The 26,142-nt window shown below is 38.3% G+C and carries 24 protein-coding genes; all 24 read right to left on the bottom strand.

The window, feature by feature from the left end; genetic code table 11:
• Window positions 1-62 precede the first annotated feature (62 nt).
• The 24 genes from ACVBAX_RS23710 to spoVG all read right to left on the bottom strand — a co-directional run bounded on the left by ACVBAX_RS23710 (window position 63) and on the right by spoVG (window position 26,065).
• A complete protein-coding gene (locus tag ACVBAX_RS23710) occupies window positions 63-935 on the bottom strand; it encodes a peptidyl-prolyl cis-trans isomerase (protein ID WP_447119287.1) in 873 nt (290 codons plus the stop codon).
• A gap of 18 nt (window positions 936-953) precedes the next feature.
• Window positions 954-1,835, bottom strand: a complete 882-nt coding sequence (gene hslO, locus ACVBAX_RS23705; RefSeq protein ID WP_447119285.1) for an Hsp33 family molecular chaperone HslO — start codon at window positions 1,833-1,835, stop codon at window positions 954-956.
• A gap of 35 nt (window positions 1,836-1,870) precedes the next feature.
• The gene (locus ACVBAX_RS23700; RefSeq protein WP_430777099.1) at window positions 1,871-2,647 is read right to left on the bottom strand and encodes a type III pantothenate kinase; all 777 of its coding nucleotides are present in this window, start codon (window positions 2,645-2,647) and stop codon (window positions 1,871-1,873) included.
• Between the two features lie 122 nt (window positions 2,648-2,769).
• Complete coding sequence (gene ftsH / locus ACVBAX_RS23695; RefSeq protein ID WP_430777098.1) at window positions 2,770-4,749, bottom strand: ATP-dependent zinc metalloprotease FtsH; 1,980 nt, start codon at window positions 4,747-4,749, stop codon at window positions 2,770-2,772.
• A 116-nt stretch (window positions 4,750-4,865) separates the two neighbouring features.
• Window positions 4,866-5,417 carry a hypoxanthine phosphoribosyltransferase gene (gene hpt / locus ACVBAX_RS23690; protein ID WP_447119282.1) on the bottom strand — a complete coding sequence of 184 codons (552 nt, stop codon included), beginning with the start codon at window positions 5,415-5,417 and terminating at the stop codon, window positions 4,866-4,868.
• Between the two features lie 24 nt (window positions 5,418-5,441).
• The gene (gene tilS, locus ACVBAX_RS23685) at window positions 5,442-6,836 is read right to left on the bottom strand and encodes a tRNA lysidine(34) synthetase TilS (RefSeq protein ID WP_447119280.1); all 1,395 of its coding nucleotides are present in this window, start codon (window positions 6,834-6,836) and stop codon (window positions 5,442-5,444) included.
• Window positions 6,837-6,924: 88 nt separating this feature from the next.
• Window positions 6,925-7,944 carry a protein kinase domain-containing protein gene (locus tag ACVBAX_RS23680; protein WP_447119307.1) on the bottom strand — a complete coding sequence of 340 codons (1,020 nt, stop codon included), beginning with the start codon at window positions 7,942-7,944 and terminating at the stop codon, window positions 6,925-6,927.
• On the bottom strand, window positions 7,913-8,713 hold the full coding sequence (locus ACVBAX_RS23675) for a VWA domain-containing protein (RefSeq protein WP_430777094.1): 801 nt from the start codon (window positions 8,711-8,713) through the stop codon (window positions 7,913-7,915). Before ACVBAX_RS23675 ends, ACVBAX_RS23680 begins: the two co-directional genes overlap by 32 nt.
• A gap of 27 nt (window positions 8,714-8,740) precedes the next feature.
• The gene (spoIIE, locus tag ACVBAX_RS23670) at window positions 8,741-11,215 is read right to left on the bottom strand and encodes a stage II sporulation protein E (protein ID WP_447119278.1); all 2,475 of its coding nucleotides are present in this window, start codon (window positions 11,213-11,215) and stop codon (window positions 8,741-8,743) included.
• Window positions 11,216-11,551: 336 nt separating this feature from the next.
• A complete protein-coding gene (locus ACVBAX_RS23665) occupies window positions 11,552-12,040 on the bottom strand; it encodes a S1 domain-containing RNA-binding protein (protein ID WP_119706222.1) in 489 nt (162 codons plus the stop codon).
• Window positions 12,041-12,135: 95 nt separating this feature from the next.
• A complete protein-coding gene (locus ACVBAX_RS23660; protein ID WP_447119276.1) occupies window positions 12,136-12,525 on the bottom strand; it encodes an FtsB family cell division protein in 390 nt (129 codons plus the stop codon).
• Window positions 12,526-12,540: 15 nt separating this feature from the next.
• On the bottom strand, window positions 12,541-13,173 hold the full coding sequence (yabQ, locus tag ACVBAX_RS23655) for a spore cortex biosynthesis protein YabQ (protein WP_430777090.1): 633 nt from the start codon (window positions 13,171-13,173) through the stop codon (window positions 12,541-12,543).
• Window positions 13,170-13,475 (bottom strand): sporulation protein YabP, encoded by a 306-nt coding sequence (gene yabP, locus ACVBAX_RS23650; protein WP_430777089.1) that lies wholly within the window; start codon window positions 13,473-13,475, stop codon window positions 13,170-13,172. Before yabP ends, yabQ begins: the two co-directional genes overlap by 4 nt.
• 105 nt (window positions 13,476-13,580) lie before the next feature.
• The gene (locus ACVBAX_RS23645) at window positions 13,581-13,850 is read right to left on the bottom strand and encodes an RNA-binding S4 domain-containing protein (protein ID WP_251524188.1); all 270 of its coding nucleotides are present in this window, start codon (window positions 13,848-13,850) and stop codon (window positions 13,581-13,583) included.
• Between the two features lie 13 nt (window positions 13,851-13,863).
• Complete coding sequence (gene yabN, locus ACVBAX_RS23640) at window positions 13,864-15,327, bottom strand: bifunctional methyltransferase/pyrophosphohydrolase YabN (protein ID WP_447119273.1); 1,464 nt, start codon at window positions 15,325-15,327, stop codon at window positions 13,864-13,866.
• A 5-nt stretch (window positions 15,328-15,332) separates the two neighbouring features.
• Window positions 15,333-16,943 carry a putative polysaccharide biosynthesis protein gene (locus tag ACVBAX_RS23635; protein WP_447119271.1) on the bottom strand — a complete coding sequence of 537 codons (1,611 nt, stop codon included), beginning with the start codon at window positions 16,941-16,943 and terminating at the stop codon, window positions 15,333-15,335.
• 111 nt (window positions 16,944-17,054) lie between these two features.
• Window positions 17,055-17,591 (bottom strand): stage V sporulation protein T, encoded by a 537-nt coding sequence (gene spoVT, locus ACVBAX_RS23630; protein ID WP_160548451.1) that lies wholly within the window; start codon window positions 17,589-17,591, stop codon window positions 17,055-17,057.
• Window positions 17,592-17,821: 230 nt separating this feature from the next.
• Entirely contained in the window at window positions 17,822-21,361 is a 3,540-nt protein-coding gene (mfd, locus tag ACVBAX_RS23625) for a transcription-repair coupling factor (protein ID WP_447119269.1), read from the bottom strand.
• A 78-nt stretch (window positions 21,362-21,439) separates the two neighbouring features.
• Window positions 21,440-21,670, bottom strand: coding sequence for an anti-sigma-F factor Fin (locus tag ACVBAX_RS23620; RefSeq protein ID WP_430777085.1), 231 nt, complete (start codon window positions 21,668-21,670; stop codon window positions 21,440-21,442).
• A gap of 132 nt (window positions 21,671-21,802) precedes the next feature.
• A complete protein-coding gene (gene pth, locus ACVBAX_RS23615; protein ID WP_447119267.1) occupies window positions 21,803-22,363 on the bottom strand; it encodes an aminoacyl-tRNA hydrolase in 561 nt (186 codons plus the stop codon).
• Window positions 22,364-22,443: 80 nt separating this feature from the next.
• Entirely contained in the window at window positions 22,444-23,076 is a 633-nt protein-coding gene (locus ACVBAX_RS23610; RefSeq protein WP_447119265.1) for a 50S ribosomal protein L25/general stress protein Ctc, read from the bottom strand.
• A 131-nt stretch (window positions 23,077-23,207) separates the two neighbouring features.
• Window positions 23,208-24,167, bottom strand: a complete 960-nt coding sequence (locus ACVBAX_RS23605; protein ID WP_160548422.1) for a ribose-phosphate diphosphokinase — start codon at window positions 24,165-24,167, stop codon at window positions 23,208-23,210.
• A 17-nt stretch (window positions 24,168-24,184) separates the two neighbouring features.
• Window positions 24,185-25,561 carry a bifunctional UDP-N-acetylglucosamine diphosphorylase/glucosamine-1-phosphate N-acetyltransferase GlmU gene (gene glmU / locus ACVBAX_RS23600; protein ID WP_430777082.1) on the bottom strand — a complete coding sequence of 459 codons (1,377 nt, stop codon included), beginning with the start codon at window positions 25,559-25,561 and terminating at the stop codon, window positions 24,185-24,187.
• Between the two features lie 213 nt (window positions 25,562-25,774).
• Window positions 25,775-26,065, bottom strand: a complete 291-nt coding sequence (gene spoVG / locus ACVBAX_RS23595; RefSeq protein ID WP_003347151.1) for a septation regulator SpoVG — start codon at window positions 26,063-26,065, stop codon at window positions 25,775-25,777.
• Window positions 26,066-26,142: the final 77 nt, after the last annotated feature.

The following is a 26,142-nucleotide window of genomic DNA, read 5'->3' as shown; positions in this document are numbered from 1 at the left end:
TCAATCTTTTTACATAAAACTTCACTGATTTTTCAAGTAAAAAATCGTTCGAATGAACTATCCTAGTTCTGTTCGTAAAACCAATCAACCTTAGCTTCTTCCCAAAAGTCACGCGCCGTTGCAGTTACATCCATTTGCTCTAAGGCTATTTGTCTCCGAATACTGTCTTTGACATCCTTATACTCGAACGTTCTTCCTTTTATTTGATCGTGAAGCATAACAATGGAAAAACCATTATCTGTTTTAATCGGACCTGTCCACTCATTTTCCTTCAACTTCTTGACAGCTGCTAAGTAGTCGCGGGCATACTGGTCCATTTCTTCACTAACATACCCAATATCGCCCCCTTGATTTGCACTGAATTCATCAATGGAACGTTCCCTTGCTAACGCCTCAAAACTTGTACCCTGTTCAAGTTCCTCTAGCGCCTTTTTTGCTTCTTCTTCCGTCTCTACAATAATATGAGAAAGGTGGTAAGCGGTTGGAATTTCGTACAGGCTAGAATTTTCCTCATAAAACTTTTTTAAATCCTCTTCTTCCACTACCACGTCTTTTGTCAGAAGCTCATCAAGCATGATGCTATATTGAATTTGCTGTCTCCATTTTTCTTCATCTAGGTTCTCATTAGATCCTGACCCGTACATGGTTTTCACCAAAAGAAGCTCTCTATCTACTGCTTTTTTTGAAATGGAGATGTCATATTTTTCAGCTAATTGAGCAATTGCTTTTTGATCAATCATCTCACTTAATATATCACGTCCATAACGCTCTTCCATTTCCCCAAGCCATTCCTGTCTAGTTATGGTCTCATTCCCTATCGTTGCCACTACCTCTTTACTACCACCGTTATCCCGTGATAAGAAAAATATAATGGTTGCACAATTTAGCAAGAGAAGGCCGACAACTAAAGACTTTAAATACCTTTTATCCACCATTTCTCCCCCAGGTTTTAATTAAAATTTCGCCTGTTCCTTTAGGACTTCTAATTCTTCTTTCGTAAACTGATATTTTTCATTACAGAAGTGGCATTGCGCTTCCGCTTGGCCATCTGTCACAATCATATCTTCTATTTCCTCTTTACCTAGAGAGATAATTCCATTCGAGAATTTCTCCTTTGAACATGTGCAAGAAAAAGTAACAGGTAAGGTTTCAAGGATTTTTACGTTTTCTTTACCTAGTAGCTCATTTAGTATTTGCTCAGGAGTGAGGCCCTTTTCAATCATCTTCGAGATCGGTTCAATGTTTTTTAAGCGAGCTTCTATTTCTGCAATCGTTTTATCTTCTGTTCCAGGCATTAACTGGATAATAAATCCACCTGTAGCAAGAATACTATTATCAGGATTGACTAAGACACCCACTCCAACAGATGAAGGAACTTGTTCTGAAGTGACAAAGTAATAAGTAAAGTCCTCACCCAATTCTCCTGAGATAAGAGGTACTTGGCCTGTAAAGTTCTCACGTAGCCCAATATCTTTAACAACTGATAAAAAACCATCTGTTCCCACTGCTCTTCGAACATCCAGCTTTCCATGTTCATTCAAATCAAAATGAGTTTGAGGATTGGTTACATATCCGCGTACTTCCCCTTTTGCATTTGTATCAATTAAAATCGGACCAAGTGGACCCCCACCATTTATTCTAATAGTGATTTTTTCTTCCCCTTTTAACATAGCACCCATCATTACCCCTGCAGTCATAGCTCTCCCTAAGGCAGCTGATGCTGTAGGCCATGTATAATGGCGTCTTTGTGCCTCTCCTACTGTTTCTGTACTCCTAGCTGCGTAAGCACGAACTTGCCCGTCATAGGCAAGAGCTTTTATTAAATAGTCACTCATTTGTTTACCCCTTTCAGTCATACAAAGCTGTTATCTTACTTTATCGTTTCCAAATTTCTTTTATAAATTATTTGAAGACCTTTTAATGTTAAAAATGGGTCTACAATGTCAATAATATTGGATTCCTGTGCAATGAGGTTGGATAATCCCCCTGTAGCAATAACGGTAGGCTTTGCTCTACTTTGATCCTTCATGCGTTTGACAATTCCTTCCACTTGACCTACATAGCCATATAGAATCCCCGCTTGCATGGCCGCAACCGTATTTTTTCCTACCACCCCATCTGGACGAGCAATTTCTATCCTTGGAAGCTTGGCAGCCCTAGTATATAGAGCTTCTGTTGAAATATTAATACCAGGAGCAATGGCTCCTCCCATATATTGCTTATGTTCATCTATGTAACAATAGGTTGTTGCCGTACCAAAATCAACGATGATCAACGGACTTCCATACTCATGAATAGCAGCTACTGCATTAACTATCCGGTCTGCTCCAACTTCTCTTGGGTTTTCATACTTTATATTTAACCCCGTTTTGATTCCTGGTCCAACAACTAAGGGCTTTATATGGAAATACTTTTGGCACATACGTTCTAAAGAGAACATAATAGGCGGTACAACGGAAGATATAATGATTCCGTCTATATCCGAAAAAGAAAGATTGGCATGCGTAAATAGATTCTTAATAATCATTCCAAACTCATCTTCTGTTTTTGAACGGTTTGTTTCTATTCTCCAATGATGTTTTAATTCCTCTCGATCATATACACCTAACACAATATTGGTATTCCCCACGTCAAATACAAATATCAAACGTCTCACCACTTTATTAAAATTTCTTATCCTTTAGTTTCATTCTGCCAACATCATACCATAACTATCCAACGCAAGCATAGAAAAGAGGCACTCAGTAGATGAGTACCTCTTAAGATTTATTATTCTTTTTTACTTCTTAAATCAGGTAGTGTACTTTCATTTGAAGATGCCTCATCTATTGACGATTCTTCTTCTTTCTTACCGCCGATATTCACTTTCACATCATCTACCACTGATGTTGTAGGGTTTGCATCAACACCATCCTCACTAGATGGTCGATCAGGAAGTGATCCTTTTTCAACTAGGTGCTTAATTTGCTCAGCATCTAGAGTTTCTACTTCAAGAAGTGTATTTGCTATCAAATCAAGTTTATCTCGGTTTTCAGTGAGAAGCTTTTTCGCTTTAGCGTAACACTCTTTAATAATGGTTTGGATCTCAAGATCGATATCATAGGCAATCTTATCTGAATAGTTTTGTTCATTATGAATGTCTCGCCCTAAGAACACTTGACCACCAGAAGTTTGACCAAATTGTAATGGACCTAACTTCTCACTCATTCCGAACTCTGTAACCATTCGGCGAGCAATTCCTGTTGCACGTTGGAAGTCGTTATGAGCGCCTGTACTTACTTCACCGAAGACAATTTCCTCAGCAACACGTCCTCCTAGTAAGCCAACAATTTTATCAAGTAACTCAGGTTTCGTCATGAAGTAACGATCTTCTTTTGGAAGCATTACCGCATATCCACCTGCTTGCCCACGAGGGACAATCGTTACCTTATGCACCATTTCGGCTTCCTCTAACACCACACCAATAACGGTATGGCCCGCTTCATGGAAAGCAACAATATTGCGTTCTTTCTTAGATATGACACGGCTCTTTTTCGCAGGTCCCGCAATAACACGGTCTGTCGCTTCATCAATATCTGTCATATCAACTTTTTTCTTATTTCGACGAGCTGCAACTAATGCTGCTTCATTCAATAAGTTCTCGAGATCTGCTCCAGAGAACCCTGGAGTACGAGCTGCAATCGCTTTTAAGTTGACTGATTCATCAAGTGGCTTGTTACGCGCATGTACTTTCAACACTGCCTCACGACCAACAACATCTGGACGATCCACAGTTATTTGACGGTCAAAGCGCCCTGGACGTAGTAACGCAGGATCTAAAATATCTGGTCGGTTTGTAGCGGCAACGATAATAATTCCTTCGTTTGCTCCGAATCCATCCATTTCAACAAGCAATTGGTTTAACGTTTGTTCACGCTCATCGTGTCCACCACCAAGCCCAGCACCACGTTGACGTCCAACTGCATCAATTTCATCAATAAAGATAATACAAGGAGCATTCTTCTTTGCATTTTCGAATAAGTCACGTACACGCGATGCCCCTACCCCAACAAACATCTCAACAAAGTCTGAACCACTAATGGAGAAGAATGGAACACCTGCTTCACCAGCGGCCGCACGGGCTAATAGTGTTTTACCGGTACCTGGAGGTCCTACCAAAAGTACTCCTTTTGGAATACGCGCACCTAGTTCTGCAAATTTACGAGGATCCTTTAAAAATTCAACGACTTCAACGAGCTCTTGCTTCTCTTCATCAGCGCCAGCTACATCTTTGAAACGAACCTTCTTCTTGTCGTCATTGTAAAGCTTCGCCTTGCTCTTTCCAAAATTCATGACACGGCTTCCACCGCCTTGTGCCTGATTCAAAAGGAAGAAGAACAAAATAAAGATAATGACAAACGGAATAATAGAAGTAAAGAAAGTTACCCAACCACTTGTTTCCTTCGCAGGAAGCACATCTACAGTAGGATCTGCCTGCTCAATCCTTTGTAATAGACTTTCACTGTTCCATACGTAAGTAATAAATGTTTTTCCTTCTTCTGCACCTTCAAGTGTCCCACGAACTTCATAAACTCCTCTTTCAGGCTGAACTGAGATGGACTCCACCTGTTTAGCTTCAAGATGGTCTACGAATTTACTATAAGATATATTTTCGGTCGGTTCATTATTACCATTGAAAAAGCTAACCACACCAATAATCACTAGAAAAATTAATAAATAAAAGATGGTATTACGAAAAATCCGATTCATCCCTTACCTCCTCCCACGGGTAAACAAACTATAGTAAATAGTAACATAGAAAATTGTTCCAGTATATGAATATGCCTATTTAATATGCATACTATACTAATTCTTTTGTCGTACGCTTACTCGTTATTTGTTGTATAAACTTCCGGCTTCAAAACCCCAATATAAGGTAAATTACGGTATTTCTCCGCATAATCGAGACCATAACCTACAACAAACTCATCAGGAACGATGAATCCAACATAATCTGCCGCTATATCAGCCTTACGTCCAGTAGGTTTATCTAATAATGTGACAATATTAATTGACTTTGCTTTGCGGTAACGGAAAAGCTCAACAAGATAGCTAAGTGTTAACCCACTATCAATGATGTCTTCGATTATTAATATATCTCTACCCTCTACTGAAGTATCTAAATCCTTCAAAATCTTCACTTCACCAGAAGATACCGTTGAATTTCCGTAACTCGACACATCCATAAAATCCATTTCAAGGTATGTATCCATTCGTTTTAAAAGATCTGCCATAAAAGGCATCGCACCCTTAAGTACGCCAATTGCTAATGGGAACTTATCACTATAATCATGTGATAGTTTTGCCCCTAACTCCTTGATTTTCTCCTGAATTTCTTCTTCAGAAAATAAAACTTTTTCAATGTCATTTTTCATCATGATTTGTTTGTGCCCCCTAGAAGATCATTGCTTGTTATATTGTAAAAGTATGTATTTCTTTTCATCAGCTTGAACGAAAGAAGATATATCTGATTTCTTTATTCCAGGAATCCAAATGATATGATCATTTGAGTCTGTAACAATAGGCCACCTATTTCTCTCTTTAATGGGTAGCTTCAGATCAATAAAGATATCTTTAATCTTTTTTGTTCCTTTCATCCCTTTCACTCTCATTCGATCTCCCTCTCTCCTTGTTCTGACCTTCAGCGGAAGATTGCTGTAGGTGAAAGGAAGTAGAAGTTGATTAATGTTAGTATATTCTATTTCTTTATCAAGATATTCCCAAGTCATGAAATCCCCTGTTGGTAATACAGTTTTTCCAACCTTTAATTCAATTTCAAAGGTTACATCCTTTGGTAGGGTATGTTGAAATTGAAATTGTAACTCTCCATATGAACGAGTTACCTTTAATTTTTCAGGTAAATCAATCACACCGGAGGGCTGAGGATTGTTGATAAGAGAAAAGATCTGTTCAATATGAATAGCAGAAAGGGAAGCTGGTTGTTGCTTATAAAGATAGTTTAATATTAGTTTAATCACTCTTCTTTGTAAAGGCATTGGCATTGAGCATAGGGTTTGTATGTCAACAACATTTTTTTCTTCACTTTGAAAACTTATGACCTTTGTTAATTGTTGGTTTGCCAAGTCTTCCAAAAAGTACTCTGTCTCTTCCATTTCCTCACTAAACCTTTGAAAATGCTCATGTACCCTAGGGTTTTCAGCTTTCAAAAAAGGAAGGATGGTGTGGCGAAATCGATTTCTACTATATTTGTCACTGTCATTACTAGGGTCTCTTCTTGGATCTAACAAATGTCTTTGGCAGTATTCTTCTATTTCTTGTTTAGAGGCGCAAAGAAAAGGTCTTAGAAGGGTCCCTCTATCAAATGGTCTTGAAAAAGGGATACCGACTCTAGCTTTTCCTGAACTTCCTCTTGTTAACCTCATAATTACCGTTTCCATTTGGTCATCCCCGTGATGTCCGAGCATCAAATAGCGAAGGTTTTCCCTTCTCATCGTTTCTTGAAAAAAAGAGTATCTGCATTCTCTAGCAGCTACCTGGGAGCTCAACCCTGTTTCTTCCATGTACAATGGTACATTTATAGAACGAACCGTTATAGGAATGTTCCTTTCTTCACAAAAGGACTGTACAAACCTTGCTTCACGCTCGGACTCACCTCCTCTAAACATATGATCGACATGTGCAACAAAAAGTTTTAATTGGTAACGCTCTTGACGCCTCCATAGGAAATGCAGAAGTGCAAGGGAATCTGGGCCTCCCGATACACCAACTAAAATGCTAGCTCCCATTAAGTTTATTTGTTTTCGATTTAGAAAAGCTTCTACTTTTTGTTCAAGCATGAGATTCTTCCTTACTTCATTGTCTTATCATTAGCTTACCATGTTCTATACATTCCTTCAAAAACTAAGGGATTTATTTATTATTTTTTTATAACTGCCCATAAATATAAAGGAAATAAAGAAAGGACAGCGTCGTTACAATGAGCATTGTTTCAAGGGCATGCCTTTTCTTTTTCTTTTTTACAACAATTTGACGACTTTGACCCGTTTGATTTTGTGCCTGGCTTCTTTGCTGCTGCACAGATGGTTTAGAGCGTTGCTTTTGTGATTGTATATTGGATGCCTTCGTTGTATTGGGCTGAATAGGAGCATGATTACCTTCAATTATTGCTTTTCTCATGTCCAGAGCTGATTGGTACTTCCCTTGCAGTGCATGAATGATCACTTGCTCAAATTTTAGTAATTCAGACTTTTGTTTAATCATCATTTGTAACTGATTAAGACCTCCTGAAGTTTTCTGGAACCGCTTTGGATATGCGGTATTGATCATAATCATAGTAACTGCAAATAAGTCGTAAGCTGGATCTGCTTTTCTTGATCCAAGACCCCAATAACCTCTATCATAAAACTCTGTGAATTCTTTGATTGCTCTTCCTTGAATGGTTGTACCTCCAACATCAATACATCTTATTTTCGATGGTGGACCTGTAACGATTAAATTTTCTGGCTTTAAGTCCCCAAAAGTCCATCCATTGACATGCAATAGATGGAGATCGGAGAGTAACTGTAGCACAAGAACTTCAATCCATACTGACCCCTTTTGTTGTATAAACGTTAAAAAGTCCGGACCTTTAATATATTCCATTGCATAAAAGGATATCTTTCCTGACGGTCTTATCCAATCATCCACATCAACCAAAGAAGGCCCTAGGGTTGACCCTTGGACCTTGGCAAAGGATTTGAGGACATTGACCTCAGAAGTAATTGACATGCCATTATGACTCAACTTTAATGCTATATACTGATTTAAGTACTGAGCAAGATAAACAATTCCATTTGCTCCATACCCAAGCTCCTTGACAATTACATATCTATTCTTATGCCATTTCCCTTCAACAATTGTTCCAGCTGTTAAATTAGACAGATTCTTCAAAGAATTGTTCATCATCACGAGAAAGTAGGCTCCTTAACGAACGTTTTTTCTTAAAGGATGACAGTGCTTCACGGAGTGCGGGACCAGTAGGTGTAATTCCACCTGTTGTAAGTTTTGAAAAAATACTACTTAATGATTCTAACCTCGGGGTCCAATCTAGCAATTTTTCGACATCATTCTTTTTCCCGGGAAATACAAATACGGAAAAATGGTTGTCACCTGACCTAGCATTAAGGCTTAACGATAGGTCTAATAAAGCCTCTTTAACAGTTGGAAGCTTGTGCTTCATACTTGCGCTTGTGTCGACAAGAATCAACACTTCCAGTTCTACCTTTTCTCCAAGCTCATCAACAACCTCCATTACTTCGCCTCGTTTTTCCGGAGGTAAGTCCTCTACTGTCTGTGAACCACCTAAAATTTGCTGTAATTCCTTATTTACCACTCCTTGAAGTGTTTGTGTCATTGCCTTTCTAGTAACCATTTGTACGGTTTGAGAAAGCTGCTGTGCATAGACTACTTGACTTACTCCTCCACCAGATAATGCAATATTCTCAATTTCTCTTAAACCTTGATCATCAATAACATCCTGTTCCATCACTCCAATAACATTTACAGTGATCCCTTGTTCTTTTGCTAAAGCTGAAACAGCAATTGGGTCCTCTCCTTGGTTTGAGCATCCATCAGTTATCAAAAGAATTTGTTTTAATGTGCCAGTTTTCATTCGATTCCCCTCCACGTCTACATATTGATAACATTTTCGACTAGTTGGAGAGGAAATATACATATCTTTTCTCTTTACTGTATAAAATAACTAGTTTGCTTTTTGTCGATATTTATTAACCGGTATAGAGGACCACTTCGGAGTATTATGTTTAATCTTTGAAACAACGACTGTCATATCATCCTCAATATACCCTGAACGAGAGCGAATCACCTCTTCCATAATTAAATCAGCCACCTCTTGTGGATCGTCCGTAACTAACTCTCCGATTTTCCGTTTCATCCAAAGGTCATAGTTCTCTACATGCTTAGGCCCTTCAAATACTCCATCACTCATCATAATCAGGAGATCACCAGCCTTTAATTGTTCACTTACCACATCCACATCAAACTCCTGAATAATCCCCATCGGAAGATTACTCGCTTGGACTTTAATAACTGCGTTCCCCCTCTTAATAAAACTTGGTGTTGACCCAATTTTCAAGAAACGTACAGCGGCATTTTGAAGATCAATCATTGCTAAATCTAAAGTCGAGAATATTTCATCCGTTGTGCGCAGAGATAGGACAGAATTGACTGACTTAATGGCCACCTTCTCCTCTATTCCCGATTGCAGAATTTTCTGTAGAAGTTGAAGAGTTTCCTGGCTCTCGATATGGGCTCTTTCCCCATTTCCCATGCCATCGCTAATGGCAACAGCATACTTTCCACCACCAAGCTCAATCGTTGAATAACTATCACCTGATACAAAGCCCCCATCCTTTGCCGCATGAGCAACCCCTGTATCAATTGTAAAAGCCTTCGCCGAATGGAACGTTACATGACAATAACCATTTGGATAGGAAGCACACTCTTCTGCATTTACAACGATGTTTTCCCCTAATATGTCTGATAACATAGGTGCGATGATCTTTTCACATTCTCCATGTCCATTACAATATGGAATGGTTATATCTATATCAACACTTCCTTGTTCAAGGCTATAGATTTCAACATGTTCTATATGAACACCATACTCTCGTAATGCTTCAAGTATAAGTTCTTCTTGCTTATAATGATTATCTCTTTCCCTTTGAATCTCCTTTGCAAAGTTCCCCATGACCGTTGAAACACCCAGGAGTTGGTCAGCCACAAGTCTTCTACTTTCCTGCACTTGTTTCTTCAGCTTTTGATTCGCTTGATAGAAGGTTAATTCCTGTTGAATCGCATCGACTACCTTTTTGGACTTTGTGCAATGTTTCTCCCAGTCTCGTGAAAGCTTTAATGGCACAACACCAGAGTTTTGATCCATTTCATTCATAATATCTTTCATATATTCATAAGTTGTATTAAAGTTTCTGGACCAGCAATTTTCCTTTTTAAAGCAAGTTTGACAGGTTTTTTCTGTTACGTTTCCTAGGAAAAAGTCAAGTTCTCTATCTTTGTCTATTTCTCCACTATCATCTAATGATGAAAAACTGTCTGACAGAGCTTGAAAGACAGAAGAGAATTGTTCTACTCTTTGTGCAGTTACATCCCTCATTTTTCTCATATACTGCTGTTGCTCAGCAGAATACTCGGGTGTTCCAGGGATATGCTTGGCTAGTTTAGATGTTAGTGCTTGAGGTGTCAGGAAAAATAATAGAATCGCAGCAGATGATTCTAAGACGGTTTTGTAAAGAGAACCACCACCCTCTCCGTACATGCCAATTAATAAAGTTGCTATTAATAATCCAACGGCTACTCCTACTTTTTTCCCCTCTTTTAAAAGCCCTCCTAACAGCCCCGAAAAGGCTAGTAAACTCATATGATAGAAACTAGTAATGTTCGCCAGACTGAATATTAATCCCGTCACAACTCCGACAGTAGAGCCTACGGTTGCCCCAGCAACAAAGGAGAATACTAATACTAAATACCTCGACATAATATGTTCAATAGATAAATCATACAATGACCAACCAATGGTCCCTGTCATAATAGATGCCAGCATAATAATAAGACATACGATTTCTTCGGTTTTTAAAGTTTGTCTTCTTTTACTTATTGAAAGAAGAGGGATACTCTGAAGGAAAATTAAGGTTAATATGAAGCCAAGACTAGCCTCAACCCCTGCCATCATTCCATCGTAAAGTGATACATTGCCTGTTGTTAGATAGCTTTTTCCAATCTCACCAATACCCAAAGTGAAGAATACATAAAAGGGGATTGCACGAACTTCTGTTTTCAACCATCTTTTCGTTAGTCGAAAGGCAAATAAAAAGAGAAAAGCTGTGCAAAAAGCAAAAGCGGAATTTACAATTGAAAGGGTTGCTGCACCAGCTACTAGTCCGATTAAAGCAAGAGGAGCTTTGTCCTTTTTTACGAAATAGACAGCCGCAAAAAAAGGAAGGGCAAAAGGCGTTAGTTTAGCCAATATAAGGGCTCGTCCAAGCAAAAATCCGATGAGTAGTAGAAGAATTCCTTTCTTTACGAAAAACGTCTCTAACTTTGCTTGTAGCTTGCTCAACATATTTCCAAACTCAATCTTATGTTTATTAAAATTGACATCACCGACAGGATCAATAATATTCCTTTCTACCTTTTCCATAATTTTTACACCCCATTTTTGTTTCGTTGCAAGCATTATAAAAAACATAAGTTCAAAATTTTGTCATAATTACTCAACATATTCCAATTTTCCTTCGACGTAATTCTTGGATTAATTCAAGACTTATTCAATAACGTGACAAGATTCTATATATTTCTTCGCTTTCGGAACTATATTCATAACTTCGGAAGTCAAAACCCCTTCCAAAAAGAAAGGGGTTTTTGTAGAAATTATGGGAATAAAAATAGTCATTTTTTATAGAAATTTATGAATCCATACAAAAAGGCAAGCCGTTTTTCGGCTTGCCTTCATATTTATTAATGTATAAGCAGCAAGTTACCCTCTTCTAGCTCCTCTTCCACCGCGCTTAGACTCAGTATTACGCTTAAGAGAAGACAGTCGATCTTCACTATCTTTTAAGAAACGAGCCATTTTAGACTCAAAGTTCTCTTTAGCAGGCATTCTATCATTTGCTTTCCCTTGACGCGGACGCCCTGCTCCTCTTGAATCATTTCCGCCACCACGATATGGTGGTCTTTCCGATCTTTCTGGACGAGAGCTACGTTCAGGTCTCTCAGGTCTTTCAGGTCGATCCACAGCTTTTTTAATTGATAAACCGATCTTCCCATCTTTCTCAACATTGATAACTTTTACTTCAACTTGGTCACCAACTTTTAGATGGTCATTAATGTCCTTAACATAATTATCTGCAACTTCACTAATGTGAACAAGACCTGTTGATCCTTCCGGTAGCTCTACAAAAGCTCCAAAATTAGTAATGCCTGTTACCTTTCCTTGTAACTTGCTGCCTACTTCGATTGACATAAAAAGAATGTTCCTCCTTAAGAATATAAAAAATCATACTTTATATATATTATACAGAAAGGAAAAAAAGCGTGTCAATAAGCCGAGTTACCGGTTCATTTTTCCTTGTCATTTTTTTCCTCTGGGAGGTTGAAAATTATCTCGTTACTATTGGAAAGAAAGAAATCCTTTCTTGCTAATTTAGCGATATATTCTTCATCATTTAACTTAATGATTTCCTCTTTAAGGATGGTTTCATCCTTTTTTAAGGCGACTAGTTCCTGGTCCGCCTTTTGCTTTTCTTCCTTCATTGCCTCTAGAGTCGCGGATTGCCTTAGGAGTGTAGATACAATAAAGTATGCTGATAATCCTACAATTACAATAAAAACAATAAGCCTTCTCATAAGCAGAGTTCTTTTTCTTGCATTTTGAATCACTGCCATTTCCTGATGCTCCACATATTGTGACGGTATTTTTGTTATATTGCGTTTTCTAACAACACTCACCTCGGCGTTCCCTCCTTACTCTTTGTCCTTTCTCCACCTAGAAAGAACGTTATTAATGGTATTCTTTATTCTCTGATAATATCCTGCTAACTTATTATATAACTTCTCGACGGTTTTTTTAATATGTTTCGGCAATAAATTCCAAAATAATATCAAGAGCCATTTGATAGGGGTAAGTACCAGTTTAATTATCGTCCAAATGACCCTGATTGTCCACATCACAAGTGCGAATAGTCCCTTCCCTATAATTGTAACTAGACTAACACAACCTAACAAGAGAGAGACAATGGGCCTATAAATAAGCATAAGGAATATTTTAACAGCATACCGATAAATAGAGATTATCATGTTTATGATAATCTCTAAAACTCTTGCGTACCCACGCTTTAAGAGACTTTGGTAAGCAGCAAACCCACAGAGAATGGCCAGGAAGATATAAAACCTTAATTCTCCTTGGTTAATAACAAATAAAACATAGAAAAAAATCAAACCTTGTAGAATCCAAAAGAATATGTCGTTTAAAAATACAAGCCAAGACTTTCTTTTCGATCGAAATAAGAAACGATTATACGTATCAATTGCAGCACCTAGATAGCTTCCCATGGCCGCCATGGAAATCATTGTTAAAAATTGTGTAGTAAGCGTCATCGGAATAGCTTGCCAAAGAAACCTTTAGCCTTCTCCCCATGCTGATCATCTAAATACACAAGATCAAAAACTTTCCCTTTAATTGATACAATCCCTTTATCAACATCTAGGTTTTTCATCTGCAGATTCTGACCCTTAATAGCAAGAAAGCCCATTACGGTTTCAAGAAGAAACTCTTCATTATCAAAACTCTCAACTTGTTTCACACCTGTGATGTCTAAAAGTCTACGTCCCCTCATGATGACATCATGATCTGGTAACGTAGATCCCTTTGAAGTATTTGTGTCATAGTATTGGCTCATTCTCTCATCCCTCACAATCACTTTGTACAACCTTTTGTACATATGTATGAAGGGAATGATTCAATTAGAACAGAAACATAAGGATACGATTCCTCTTCTAGCTAGCTATTCAACGGCTTCTTCAACCTTCTCTTCCTTAACAAGACTATACATATCTGCCGCTTCCTCTTTTCGAGAAGTTTCTTGAAGCTTTTCAATTTTTACCGTTACGATCTTTTGCCCAAATCGGACAGCCAGTTCATCTCCAACTTTTACGGTTGAGCTCGCTTTTGCCTGGAGGCCATTTATCGTAATTCTCCCTTGGTCACTAACCTCTTTTGCAAGTGTTCTTCTTTTAATAAGACGTGAGACTTTTAAAAATTTATCTAATCTCATATTAAACTCCTCCTTATCGCTCTTCTTTTTTTGCCTCATTCCAGAACTGATCAAGCTCTTCTAACGTAAATTCATCAAAGCTTTTCCCACTTGAAAGCACCTTAGCCTCTATAAAGGCAAAGCGTCGCATGAATTTTTGATTTGTTTGAAACAAAGCCTCTTCAGGCTGAATTTGTAAAAACCGAGCAATATTGACCAGAGCGAACAAGATATCTCCTAATTCCTTCTGCAAATCATCTGTATGCGTATCCTTTGCGAGTTCTTCCTCAAACTCTAGAAGTTCCTCTTTTACCTTTTCCCATGCTTGTAATACATTTTCCCAATCAAAACCAACCTTTGCCGCCTTTTTTTGTAATTCATAAGCACGTATTAAGTTAGGTAAATGTGTACCTACACCATCAAGAATAGAAACTTTTTGTTCCCCTTTTTCTTCCACTTTAATCTCTTGCCAATTTTTCAAAACTTCGTCAGCCGTTTCGGCGGTCACATCACCAAATACATGCGGATGCCTTCTAACCATTTTCGCTGATATTCCCTCAATTACTTCATCAATAGAGAAATATCCTTCATCCTCTCCGATTTGTGCATGTAGCATTACTTGAAGTAGTACGTCTCCTAGCTCTTCAATCATGTGGTCAATATCTTCTTCCTCTATTGCTTCAATTAACTCATATGACTCTTCAATCAGATACTTTTTTAAAGATTGATGTGTTTGCTTTTTATCCCAAGGACAGCCATTTGGCCCACGAAGTTCAGCAATTATATTTCGAAGCTTAGAAAACTCTTTATAAGATAACTCTTCATTTTGAACAGGTGGTACATATACGGAGGTTAAGTTATTTAATGTCACTTCTCGGTCAAGCTCATGCAAGGGAACCTTTTTGACCAGTTCTTTGGAAGTACCTGCTGCTGTTACAATCGTCACATCATGGTCATAAGGGTATTTTTCCATTAATGTTAGTTTTACTTCTGAGGCAATAAAAGTGTCATATACCTGCCCGATAATCAGATGCTGACTCATATAAATATCGTCACGCTTCAGATTTGTCCCATCTAAAAGTTGGAATCCTTCTATTGGATCGATTTTTACTGCCTGAAACAAGGGATCTAAAAAACTTTGACCTCCAATAACCTCAATCTCTACCTGTAGCTCATTTGCTCTTTCTAACAGAATTTGAACCGTACGTTCGGCAACCAATGGATGTCCAGGAACAGCATACACTAGTGACCCCATATTTGCTTTTGAGATAAGATCATCGCATATAGACTCATATACCTCATTAAATGTTTCTTTTGCTTCGTATATATGATCATATGAAGTAAACTGAAAATCTTCTTTTCTCACTAACTCATCCACTACAGGATGTTCTTTCGTTCGAAGATGCACTCTCTCACTTTGTTTTAAAATTTTATATATACCAAGTGGCAGCTGATCCATACCACCTGCACCAAGACCAACGATTTGGATTTTATTCAAATTCATCAACTCCTATTTTTTTTCGGGAGTAATTGTATTAGTTTGCTTCCAAAAGGCAATAAACTCAATTCACTCTCTTTAAATGTATATAATCTTAATATAACAATTAAGTAGCTTAGTCCCCCTAATATGACACCAACCATTGCTTCTAAACCAGACTCTAATCGATTCGGTTCATTCAGGAAATGATCAATAAGCCACTGGTACCCTTTTAATACCAAAAACATGATGAAAGCAGCCACCGCAACCTTTATTAACTCTTTCCCTTTTATAATCTCTCCCTTTACCCTTGTTAGTAGAACCATAAACAAAAGGATGCAAATAATAACAAGTGATAAAACGGAAGCAAAGACCGCACCATATGCTCCAAATAGGGGCACGAAATACATATTAAATAAGTATTTTAATAAACATCCAAGAACAATGGTGATCGCAGGAAAGACGATTTGCCCCGTTCCTTGAAGTACCGCACATAAGGTGATAATAAGGGAACTTAAAAGAATGATGGTGCTTTGCATAGCAAGAATGGATGACCCTTCGCTATTTCGAAATAAAAATATATTGGTCGGCTCAATAATGGAAAGAAGCCCAATACTTGCTCCGCATCCAATCATTATGCTAATAAGCAAAGACAAGCGAATTCGATCATGTAACACCCTCATATTCTTTTTCACTTTTTCACTAGAGATAATTGGTACAAGCGCTAACGACATCGATGTAGCTACTACCGTTCCGAGTTGAATAAGAGGAACTCCTCGATCATATATTCCCTTTATTTCTTTTGCAGCATGTTCATTTGTCACAATTTTTAATAATAATGAATACAGGTTTAGAGAATCTGCCAGTTGAATAAATAAGAGAAGCATACTACTTACACTAATAGCAAATCCTTGAATACAAACTAATTTTATAATTCCCTTTGCTTCAGACCATGATGGAATGGATGCCTTTTGAAAAAACACCGGGAAATCCTTTTGCCTCTTTTTAAAATAGAAAAGCAAGACGGATACTGCTACTAGCCCTCCGATAACGGAACCAAACATCGCTCCTGCTCCCACTGTATATAGATCTTCGTTCCTCAAAAAGAAGGCAACCATTAAAATGGTGCTGACTCGTATAAATTGTTCACTTACTTGTGATATTGCCGTCGGCTTCATATCACCACTTCCCTGGAAAACCCCTCTCAAAATAGATAGAACCGGGAATAAAAGAAAGATAAAAGAAATGGCCTTTAAAAGAAGGGCAATATGTGGGTCCTGCATAAAAGAGGCTATATAAGGAGCACCGTAAAATAAAGCTATAAATAAGATGACTCCAATCAAAGATAAAAGAAAAGAGGAGGTTACAATTAGCTTCTTTGCTCCTTGAACGTCTTTTACGCTCATTTTTTCAATATAAAGTTTAGATATAATAACAGGAAAGCCGTATGTACATAACACCAAGGCCATTCCGTAGAAGGGATAGGCTTGTTGATAGATATAAAATCCAACGTCCCCAACTAGGTTTTGGAAGGGAATTCGATAAAACGCACTTAGCACTTTAACAATAAGTGCAGAAACAGTAAGAAGTAAGGTTCCCTTTAGTATGGTATGTGACTCTATATGGGGTTTAATCACCCTCACCCCCAATTTATGTAATTCGGAGTTATTATAGCACATCAGAGACTTGCATACATGATAAGACGGAAAAAGAGGCAGCTGATTGCTACCTCTTTTTCACCCTGAATTTTATGATTCCATCTGTCTTGCCAGGAATCCAGCAGCTGTTTCTACAGCTTTACGCTCTACTTCACCGATAGTGGATTCTTTCGAGAAGATGATGACAGCACCGATAGGATCACCGTTTGCAATAATTGGTCCCACGGTGTATGAAGAAATGGTTTCTTCAATTCCATCGATTAATGCGACTTCACCCTGTTGTGTAATAATGACCGACGTTCTGTCTTCCATTGTTTTTTCAACAAGATCACTAATATTCTTATTTAAATAGTCCTTCTTTGAGCTACCTGCAACAGCTATGTAAGCATCTCTGTCACAAATTAAGATGGGATTTCCTAGGCTATCGTATAGAGCCTCTGCATATTCCTTTGCAAAGTCACTTAACTCGCTGATTGGAGAATACTTCTTTAAGATCACCTCTCCATCGCGGTCTACGAAAATTTCTAACGGGTCTCCCTCACGAATTCGAAGAGTTCTACGGATTTCTTTAGGAATGACGACACGACCCAAATCATCGATTCGACGAACAATACCAGTTGCTTTCATCCAACGTTGCCTCACTTTCATCTGATGATTTAAACGATTGGCATCCATCTCCCTACGTTGTGAAATGATTGCCATTGTTTGAACTTAGTATCTTTCATATGGAAAGTTCTATACACTTACATAGTTTTTTCTCTAAAATGTTAAAATTAACAACAATGGATAAATAAACCAATTTATCTTTACTTACCCCTTACCTTTGCAATTAAACATTTTACTATGCTATTTATCTCTTATGAGACAATACTTCCTAGATCCTTCCTTGCATTATGAAGACCTTTCATCATCTTGAATGCAGCGTCTAGCCACTGATCTAGCCCAACTCCCTTAATATGAAGAACCATCTTTAATTTACTACCGTCCATTCCAAGTCCAACCATCCGGCCAAATTGACTGCTTACCTCAAATATTTTTTGCCCATCTATATGAGAGCTATCCTCTTCAGAGACAATGATATTAATTTCATTTTTGCTTTGCTTAATTGTCTCTACACCAGCCATTCTCGCATAGACCTTTAACTCGGATAATTGGAATAAGTAGGCCACTTCATCAGGGAATTCACCGAATCGATCAATCATCTCCTCCTGAAGCTCTTGTACATCTTCTAGCGTTAATAGTCCACGGAACCGCTTATACATTTCAATTTTTTGATTTCCATCACGAATGTATGTGTCTGGTATATATGCATCTACCTCCACATCAATCTCAACAGGCTTTATAACAACCTCTTTATCGATACCAACTTTTCTTTCCTCTATTGCTTCCTTAAGCATTTGAGAATATAGGTCAAATCCGACAGAATCAATAAATCCATGCTGCTCTGCACCTAATAGATTTCCAGCTCCACGAATAGATAAGTCACGCATGGCTATTTTGAAACCAGATCCAAGCTCAGTAAATTCTTTAATAGCTTGAAGTCTTTTTTCTGCAACTTCTGTTAATACCTTATCCTTTCTATAGGTAAAGTACGCGTATGCCACCCGGTTAGATCGTCCTACACGTCCTCTTAGCTGATACAACTGAGAAAGACCCATACGGTCAGCATCAAATACAATCAAGGTATTTACATTAGGAATATCTACACCCGTTTCAATAATGGTCGTACTAACAAGTACATCCGATTCTCCTTCTAAAAACCCAAGCATAGCAGACTCAAGCTCATTCTCCGTCATTTTACCATGTGCGTACGTCACACGAGCATCTGGAACAAGCGCACTGATTTCTTCTGCTTTTCTTTCAATATCCTCCACACGATTGTAAAGGAAATAAACTTGCCCACCACGTGCTAATTCCCTTTCAATCGCTTCTTTTACGAGTCCACCGTTATACTCCATCACATAGGTCTGAACCGGGAAACGGTTCTCGGGGGGAGTCTCAATTACCGATAGATCCCTTACTCCTAGCATCGACATATGAAGAGTTCTCGGTATCGGAGTAGCCGTTAACGTGAGTACATCTACATTTGTTTTTAACTGCTTAATCTTTTCCTTATGTGTAACTCCAAAACGCTGTTCTTCATCAATAATCAACAGCCCTAAATCGCGATACGTAATGTCTTTAGAAAGAATTCGATGAGTTCCTACCACCACATCTACCGTACCTGTCTTTAGGCCATTAATGGTCTCATTCTGCTGCTTTCTGCTTCTAAAACGACTTAATAGGCCGATATTAATTGGATAATCTTGAAAACGTTCCCTCATAGTCTCATAGTGCTGCTGAGCTAAGATCGTTGTTGGGACGAGCAAAGCCACCTGCTTACCATCTGCAATTGCTTTAAATGCAGCACGAATGGCAACCTCAGTTTTTCCGTAACCCACATCCCCACACAGCAGTCGATCCATCGGACGCTCTCTTTCCATATCCTTTTTAATTTCCTGGATAGAACGCAGTTGATCCTCTGTCTCTTGATATGGAAATGCTGATTCAAACTCTCTCTGCATATCTCCATCTGGACTGTAGGCATAACCGACAGAAGCTTCCCTTTCTGCATAAAGCTTAATAAGATCATCAGCAATATCTTGAACAGATGACTGAACCTTCGTTTTCACACGTTTCCAGTCATTCCCACCAAGTTTATATATTTTCGGCTCCTTGCCTTCAGATCCCACATATTTTTGAACCAAATCAATTTGCTCTACAGGAACATATAACTTATCGGTTCCTTGATAGCGAATGTGTAAATAATCCTTATGCACTCCGTTTATGACGAGCGTTTCTATCCCAAGATACTTCCCTATCCCATGATTCACGTGAACAACATAGTCGCCCACTTTTAATTCTGAGTAACTCTTTATCCTCTCAGCATTTGATAACTTTTGTCTTCTTGTTGTTTTCTTCGAACGTTTATTAAAAAGTTCTTCCTCTGTTATAACAACAATTTTCTGTATAGGTAACTCGAAGCCTGTTTGTAACCCACCTTGCATGATTTGGACTTTTCCTTTTAAAATATCCTGCTTTTGGTCCGCAACAACTGCTTCGATTTCATAGTCTTCTAATACTCTTTCTAGTTTCTTACTTTTCTCATTATCTTCTCCTAAAAAAATGACGGAGTACTTCCCTTTTTTCCAACGCTCAATTTCCCCTTTTAACACATTCATCTGTCCATGGAAATTTTGCATTTGCTTACAAGTGACATTAATAATATTTTGTGGGTTCGTATTGGGCACATGTCTTAGGAAAAGTGACATATATACAATTGATTTTTTAGATTTTTGTAGCATTCCATTCAGTTGGTGAGACACAGGAATATCATGAACAATCTTTCCTTCACCTAGAAGGCTTGTATACCATTCAGCTTCCTCTTTATCCAAAGAATCGCTCATTTCCTGAACTCTACTAATTTCATCTACAAAAATAAGACCATTTTTCGGCAAATAGTCTAATAGACTGTTAGACTTTTCATAGGCGAATGATAAATACTTAAATAACTGCTCTGGCCTCTGACCATTCTTAAGCTGTTCGATTTCATAGCCTATATTTTGAGACAGTACGGTTTTTACTTTCTCATCCTTCAACTTTTTCAAACTCTTTGCTAGATGCTCCTCAAGCCGCTCGGCGATTATTGGAAAATGGGAATCATCTAGTGGCGCTTCCGTTGCTGGTCCAATAAAAACGGTAGACAGTTTATCCTTTGAGCGCTGATCTTCCAATGAGAACGTGCGAATAGAATCTACTTCTGTATCAAAAAACTCTATCCGAATCGGGTCCGCTTCCGTAAGCGGATATATATCTAAAATCCCCCCACGTACACTAAACTCACCAGGTGCTGCAACCATTTCAGACCTTGCATACCCCATTTTCACAAGCTGAAGACTTAGCTCACCTAACTCAATATCTTGCCCTAGGGAAATCGTATATTGTTTGGATTTCCAAAGCTCGAGTGGCGGAAGATATTTTCTAACTCCAGCAATAGGAGCAATAACAATTCCACCTGCATTGCTGCTTAAATAATTTAAAGCCTCTATTCTCTGTGCCTTTAATTCTGGACTAGCAATACTCATCTCAGCTGCGATGAGTTCATTAGCTGGATAGAGGAAGACCTCATCTACCTCAACCAATTGGATTAAATCATCATAGAGCTTTTGAGCTTGTAACAGATTATGAGTAACGATAAGCATTGGCTTTCTCATACGCTCATACATTGAAGCCAAAAATACTGTCCTTGCAGAACCAGATAGCCCCGCAATCAGCTGTTCAGTAATGCCTTCTTCAATTCCAGAAAGGACGGATTTTGTATCATCTAATTCACTGAAAAGTTGCTTAATTGCTAACATATATGCCCTCCTCCCAATACCTACACATGTATGTAATATAAAAACAGAAAAATGCTTTGGATGTTTCTCCAAAGCGTTTTACTGAATTAGATAGTCTTGTTCATGAAAGCCAGGATTTCTTTCTAGCAACTCCTGACAATCCTCACAAATCGATTTAATATGCATATTTCCCTCTGGATCATAACTTACCATATCAAGTCGCTCTTCACCATTCAGCTTGTGAAGCCCTAATCTTTCAGACTCTAAAGTCGTTTGTTCAATGGTGCCCATTGTATGTCCGCAGTGTCGGCAATGGTAATGAATGGCCATGCCTGTCCCTCCTAGTAAACAATTCATTAAGCTTAGTATTGACCTTTTAGGACAGACTTTATTCATTCATTACTTATATACGATATGTAATCCACGTAGCAATGATAACCGAAGATTTATTTTTTTCTATGATTATTGATTATACTGGTTCATTACCTGCAAGAAAGGGTCCTTTAGCCAATCTATGCATGCTTCCCCGCATTTTTTCACGATGAGGTTAATGGTTTCCTGCTCTTCCTTTGTAAATCTACTAAGAACATAGTCACTAATACTCATCCCATTTGTTGGTCTTCCAACTCCCACACGTATACGTTTAAACTCTTGTGTTCCTAGATGAGCGATGGAGGACTTTATACCATTATGACCACCAGCACTGCCTTTCTCTCTTAAACGTAGCTTCCCTACTGGTAAGTCAAGATCATCATATATCACAACGATATCTTCCATAGAAATATTAAAGTAATCCATTAACGGACGGATAGACTCTCCAGATAAATTCATGTAAGTTAATGGCTTTAATAGAAAAACTTTTTCCCCATTTACATAACCAACACCATATATTCCTTTAAATTTTGACTGATCAAGCTTAATATTCCATTCATTGGATAAATGATCAATCACTTCAAACCCTATATTATGCCTTGTTTGATCAAACTGTTTTCCAGGGTTGCCTAAACCGATAAATAGTTTCATGTTTCACCTCTTACAACATCAAAAGGGGCTGGCCAAACAAATATGGTCAGTCCCTGTAGTGATTGCTTTGTTATCTTTAATTATTCGACAGCCTCTGTCTCTCTTCCTTCTAGGTTTTCAGGAATTCCTGGTTCTTGTTCTTCACCAGTACTAATTTCCTCTTCTTGTCTAGGAGGGAGAATTGAGACGATCGTCTCTTCACATTCGTTGTTAATATGGTAAGATGTACGTCCTTGAATATCCGCAATAGACATGGTCTCGCCAACTTGTAGATTGCTAACATCTACCTCAATAACCTGCGGAATATCTGCTGGTGTGGCTGTGATACTTACTTCATGTAAAGGCTGTTGGAGTACTCCACCATCTTTCACACCTGCAGCCTCACCTACAAGTGTAACACGAACATTTACTTGTATTTCTTTTGCCATATCCACAGCTAGAAAATCAGCGTGTAGTATTTCCTTCTTTATTGGATCCATTTGATAATCCGATAAAATGACATCGTATGTTTCTCCATCAAGATCAAGAGAGATCACACCATTTCTTCCCACTTCTCGAATCGTTTTCACGAAATCGACAGCATTGATATATAGTGCTTTGCTATCTACATTAGTGCCATAAACCACTGCTGGCACTTGGCCTTCGTGACGCATAATTGACAAAGTGGATTGACGGAAATCCTCACGTTCCTGTGCATGTAATTGGGTAGTCAAAATCGTTTTCTCCTTCCAATATTAAGGTCTCTTTATAAAAAATGCCCTTAAACAGGAGAGTCTAAACGTAGAATTTTTTAATTTAGCCTAAACAGATGAGGCTTGCACCAGTAGCAAGCCTCAGAATTTTATTAATCAAACAAAATACTTACAGATTGTTCTTCGTGTACACGAATAATAGCCTCTCCTAAAAGCTCAGCAACGGAAAGTTCCTTGATCTTCTTAGACGCTTTTTTCTCTTCAGATAACGCAATCGAGTTTGTTACAACAAGCTCTTTAATTTTTGAGTTTTCAATTCTTTCAATCGCAGGTCCAGATAGCACAGCATGTGTACAGCATGCGTACACTTCAGCAGCACCATTTTCAACAAGTGCATTGGCAGCAAGAGTAATCGTACCAGCTGTATCAATAATATCGTCGATTAATATAGCCGTCTTTCCTTCAATATTACCAACAATATTCATTACCTCAGCAACATTTGGTCTAGGTCGACGCTTATCTATGATCGCAATTGGTGCCTTAAGTCTTTCTGCCATTTTACGAGCTCTCGTTACCCCACCATGATCAGGTGACACAACTACGATATCCCCACTTAAATCCTTCTTGCTAAAGTATTGAGATAGAATTGGAACACCCATAAGGTGATCAATCGGAATATCAAAGAAACCTTGGATTTGTGGTGCATGTAGGTCCAATGTAATTACGCGAGTAGCTCCTGCAGTTTCAAGTAAATTAGCTGCTAGTTTAGCTGTAATTGGTTCACGAGCTCTAGCTTTTCGGTCTTGACGTGCATACCCATAATAAGGCATTACGATACCAATTGATTTGGCAGATGCTCTTTTAAGTGCATCAATCATAATCAATAACTCCATCAAATGCTCATTAACCGGTGAGCTAGTGGATTGGATAATAAACACATCACAACCACGGATACTTTCCTCGATATTAATTTGAATTTCTCCATCGCTAAAACGAGTAACCGAACATTTCCCTAACTCCACACCAATAACCTTTGCAATTTCTGCTGCTAAAGCAGGATTCGAATTAAGAGTAAACACCTTTAAATTTGGATCTAAATACTGATTTGACATGATGGACCTCCGATTGCTTATTTCTTTTTGCTATTTAATTTTGAAACATAATCTTCTTTGTTTACTTGCTTTGCTCTAGCTATAGCAAGTGCTTCTCCTGGAACATCGTGAGTGATGGTTGACCCAGCTGCTACATACGCTCCTTCTCCTACTCTAACTGGAGCTACAAGGTTTGAATTACAACCTATAAATACATTGTCTTCGATTTTTGTTAAGTACTTATTTTTCCCATCATAGTTCACCGTAATCGATCCACAACCAATGTTTACATTGCTACCAACTTCAGCATCTCCAATATAGCTTAAATGGGAAGCCTTACTTCCTTTGCCAAATACAGCTTTCTTTATTTCAACAAAGTTTCCAATTTTCACATCATCATGAATATTCGATTGAGGTCTTATGTGCGCAAACGGACCAATGGCAACCTCACTACCAATTTCACTATCGTAAGCTGCTGACTGACGGATAGACGTTCCATTGCCTATTTTACAATTGTGGATTTCAGTTTGTGGACCAATAATACAATCCTCTCCAATAACAGTTCCACCAGCTAATATCGTTCCTGGGTAAAGAATGGTGTCTTGACCAATTTCTACATCCGGACCAATATATGTACTTGAAGGATCAATGATTGTAACACCGTTACGCATATGCCACTCATTCGTACGTTCTTTAAAGATTCGTTCCGCTTCAGCTAATGCTACTCGGTCATTAACACCCAATGTTTCTTCAAAATCTTCTGTTTGATATGCGGTTACTATTTCGCCAGCATTTTTTAGAATTTCAATAACATCTGGTAAATAGTACTCTCCTTGGACATTATCATTTGAAACCTTTGATAGTGCGTCAAAGAGGGCTTTATTATCAAAGCAATACGTTCCCGTATTAATCTCTTTTACTAAGCGTTCTTCATTCGTTGCATCTTTATGCTCAACAATTTTTTCAACCGATCCATCTTCATTTCTAATAATACGTCCATAGCCTGTCGGATCATTTGTCCATGCTGTTAAAATCGTTGCTTTAGCAGAAGTCTCTTCATGATGCTTAAACAATGCTTCCATCGTCGTTGCCTTAATTAATGGCGTGTCGCCACATACGACAATGGTAATACCTTCTTTATCCTTTAGTATATCCGTTGCTTGCATAACAGCATGTGCTGTTCCAAGCTGTTGTTCTTGAAGCACGTAGCTGCTCTCTTCACCCAGCTGTGCTTTTACAAGTTCCGCTCCGTGTCCAATAACCGTTACAATACTGTTTATATTAAGCTTTTTCACATGATCGATTACATGCTGCACCATAGGCTTACCACCAACAGGATGGAGAACTTTGTACAGTTTTGACTTCATTCTAGTTCCTTGACCTGCGGCTAATACTACCGCATACCGATTCGACATTTACAGGCCTCCAATATACCTTTTTATCCATTAAGAATATATCTTAAATACTCGTATTTTTCAAGAACAGATAAAAAACTGCATGATTTTAACATAAAAGAAGGTTTAACCATTTATTTTTATGGGTAGTAGTAGGTTGGAGAGAAAAAATGGATACAGATACATAAAAAAGAGCCTTACCCTTAGGAAGTAGGCCCTTGTTGTTTATTTTTTTTAGGAAGCACCGGCTTCTTCAAATTCAACTTCTAATTCACCTAAGCGGTGGTACTCAGCTAAAACTGCTTCTTGAATCTTCCCACGTGTACCTGAATTGATCGGATGAGCGATATCGCGGAACTCTCCATCTGGTGTGCGTTTACTAGGCATAGCAACGAATAATCCGTTATTTCCGTCTATCACGCGGATATCGTGAACAACAAACTCATTATCAAGCGTAATGGATGCGATTGCTCTCATACGTCCGTCTGTATTAACGCGGCGTAATCTTACGTCTGTTACTTCCATCCTGTTCACCACCTTTGCACAATTAGATATAATCTACGTTTAAATATTCAACAAATTTTTCATATCTCCTTCTTCTA

The sequence above is a fragment of the Robertmurraya sp. GLU-23 genome (assembly GCF_052983275.1).
The sequence above is the reverse complement of the archived record's forward strand: the minus strand, read 5'-3'. Positions and strand labels throughout refer to the sequence as shown.

Coding starts and splice junctions, on each gene's coding strand:
- ACVBAX_RS23710 (WP_447119287.1), bottom strand. CDS start 935: ATGGTGGATAAAAGGTATTTAAAGTCTTTAGTTGTCGGCCTTCTCTTG.
- hslO (WP_447119285.1), bottom strand. CDS start 1,835: ATGAGTGACTATTTAATAAAAGCTCTTGCCTATGACGGGCAAGTTCGT.
- ftsH (WP_430777098.1), bottom strand. CDS start 4,749: ATGAATCGGATTTTTCGTAATACCATCTTTTATTTATTAATTTTTCTA.
- hpt (WP_447119282.1), bottom strand. CDS start 5,417: ATGATGAAAAATGACATTGAAAAAGTTTTATTTTCTGAAGAAGAAATT.
- tilS (WP_447119280.1), bottom strand. CDS start 6,836: ATGCTTGAACAAAAAGTAGAAGCTTTTCTAAATCGAAAACAAATAAAC.
- ACVBAX_RS23680 (WP_447119307.1), bottom strand. CDS start 7,944: ATGATGAACAATTCTTTGAAGAATCTGTCTAATTTAACAGCTGGAACA.
- ACVBAX_RS23675 (WP_430777094.1), bottom strand. CDS start 8,713: ATGTATATTTCCTCTCCAACTAGTCGAAAATGTTATCAATATGTAGAC.
- spoIIE (WP_447119278.1), bottom strand. CDS start 11,215: ATGGAAAAGGTAGAAAGGAATATTATTGATCCTGTCGGTGATGTCAAT.
- ACVBAX_RS23665 (WP_119706222.1), bottom strand. CDS start 12,040: ATGTCAATCGAAGTAGGCAGCAAGTTACAAGGAAAGGTAACAGGCATT.
- yabQ (WP_430777090.1), bottom strand. CDS start 13,173: ATGACGCTTACTACACAATTTTTAACAATGATTTCCATGGCGGCCATG.
- yabP (WP_430777089.1), bottom strand. CDS start 13,475: ATGAGCCAATACTATGACACAAATACTTCAAAGGGATCTACGTTACCA.
- ACVBAX_RS23645 (WP_251524188.1), bottom strand. CDS start 13,850: ATGAGATTAGATAAATTTTTAAAAGTCTCACGTCTTATTAAAAGAAGA.
- spoVT (WP_160548451.1), bottom strand. CDS start 17,591: ATGAAAGCAACTGGTATTGTTCGTCGAATCGATGATTTGGGTCGTGTC.
- mfd (WP_447119269.1), bottom strand. CDS start 21,361: ATGTTAGCAATTAAGCAACTTTTCAGTGAATTAGATGATACAAAATCC.
- ACVBAX_RS23620 (WP_430777085.1), bottom strand. CDS start 21,670: ATGGCCATTCATTACCATTGCCGACACTGCGGACATACAATGGGCACC.
- pth (WP_447119267.1), bottom strand. CDS start 22,363: ATGAAACTATTTATCGGTTTAGGCAACCCTGGAAAACAGTTTGATCAA.
- ACVBAX_RS23605 (WP_160548422.1), bottom strand. CDS start 24,167: ATGTCAAATCAGTATTTAGATCCAAATTTAAAGGTGTTTACTCTTAAT.
- glmU (WP_430777082.1), bottom strand. CDS start 25,561: ATGTCGAATCGGTATGCGGTAGTATTAGCCGCAGGTCAAGGAACTAGA.
- spoVG (WP_003347151.1), bottom strand. CDS start 26,065: ATGGAAGTAACAGACGTAAGATTACGCCGCGTTAATACAGACGGACGT.